Origin of the sequence: Pseudaquabacterium terrae (assembly GCF_013266755.1) — a bacterium.
Taxonomy (GTDB): domain Bacteria; phylum Pseudomonadota; class Gammaproteobacteria; order Burkholderiales; family Burkholderiaceae_C; genus Pseudaquabacterium; species Pseudaquabacterium terrae.
Genome location: NZ_JABRWJ010000047.1, coordinates 1 through 1,667, shown reverse-complemented (window position 1 = coordinate 1,667; position 1,667 = coordinate 1). Strand labels below are relative to the sequence as shown.

1 protein-coding gene is annotated in these 1,667 nt (G+C 62.6%); it reads left to right on the top strand.

Annotated elements, in window-relative coordinates; all coding sequences use genetic code 11:
- Window positions 1-153: 153 nt before the first annotated feature.
- Window positions 154-501, top strand: coding sequence for a hypothetical protein (locus tag HLB44_RS36625; RefSeq protein WP_173135792.1), 348 nt, complete (start codon window positions 154-156; stop codon window positions 499-501).
- Window positions 502-1,667: the final 1,166 nt, after the last annotated feature.

Below are 1,667 nucleotides of genomic sequence, written 5' to 3'. Positions count from 1 at the left end.
CCCTTCGGTCAACGCGACGTCCTCCAGCTACGCACCAGGGCCGCGAGGCACCCAGGCATATCATGCGCCTCGCGGCCCTGGCGCTCCGCTGGCGGCCGCGCGTTACCTCAAACGTTAGGCCTCACAGGCGAGCTTGCTCCTCGCACAGCAAAGATGATCTTCGTCGCTGAAACCGAAGAACGAACCCTCCTCGTCTTTCCCAGCGAGGCCGCAGCAGTGGCTGCCTGCGAAGGACTCGATGTAGAAGCAGGAGTCTGGCGGTTCTGGTCCGAAGACGGAGCACCCCTCGAACCCATCTTCACTGCGCCCAACAAGCCAGGCCTGTTCACGGTCGGCAACGGGACATATCACCTTCTACCTGTCGACGAACTGCACCATGCCCGCCTCGAGGAGGCCGTTGAAGGAATAGTGAACTTCGCATGTGATCCGCCGCTGCACAACGCGGTCGGAGTCAAGGCGCATCTCAGCGCTGTCAGAGCGGGCAGCACACCATTGCCCTGAGCACGCGTGAGGCCTAACCCTTCGGTCAACGCGACGTCCACCAGCTACGCGCCAGGGCCGCGAGGCACCCAGACATATCATCTGCCTCGCGGCCCTGGCGCTCCGCTGGCGGCCGCGCGTTACCTCAAACGTTAGGCGTCACGGACATGCCTCTACCACCGTCACCTTCGGACGAGCAACTTCGTTCCGAAGTCCATGAATGGCTGTGTTTGCTCGCCAAGGGTCAGTATGACGAGGCATTCGCGTTCACAGAACATGATCCGTACTACGCGTGGTCACCAGATCTGCTGCGTCGCGTGGTTGAGGGGTACGGGTTCCCAGCGCCACATTCAAGCGGTACTCAGTTCTCGGTAACGTTGCCGCAAGACGCACGCGGTGGCCCTCCAAGGGCAGAGATCGATCGAATCTCTGATTCAAACGGCACCATCGCGCGTATCGAGCATGACCTCCCCCTAAATGGTGAGTGGTCAGACCTTACTGCCACGTTCATCGTAAGGCGCAGGTCCGGTGGTACCGCCCTCGTGCTTCAAGAAATCCACGTCTTCTAGGCCGAGTGACGCCTAACCCTTCGGTCAACGCGACCCGTACCAGCAGGCCCCTTGGGGCGCGAGGCACCCAGGTCTATCATGTGCCTCGCGCCCCAAGCGTCCTGCCGGCACGGGCGCGTTACCTCAAACGTTAGGCCTCGGGTGAGCACGTTCACCGCGGCTCGTAGCGCTGTCAGAAGCACCGCATGCACTCGGCCGTCATCGCATCGACCACCGGAGGAACAGCCGAACACGAGTCTGTGCATGTCGGCCTCTGGCAATGAAAGCCGAACCAAAGCCTGCATCGGGCTGTACGGTTGGCGCAAGGCCTGAGCACGTCGAAGAACCAAGAAGGAGCCGCGGCGGTTCGAAAGTCCTGCGCTCCAAGGGCAACAAGACCAGAACACACCGCATGGCTCTGGCATCAGGCGCGTCAATGCCCTGCATCAGACCAAGAGGGCATCTGTCGTCCCTGGCATCTTCATCGCTCGGCCAGCCGCCCTTCAGGTGCTCGCTGTGTTCACGGTCGCCACGCGGCCGAGGCCTAACCCTTCGGTCAACGCGACGTCCACCAGCTACGCGCCAGGGCCGCGAGGCACCCAGGCATATCATGTGCCTCGCGGCCCTGGCGCTCCGCTG

Excerpts from the sequence above, each read along its gene's own strand:
- HLB44_RS36625 (WP_173135792.1), top strand. The coding sequence starts at position 154 with ATGATCTTCGTCGCTGAAACCGAAGAACGAACCCTCCTCGTCTTTCCC.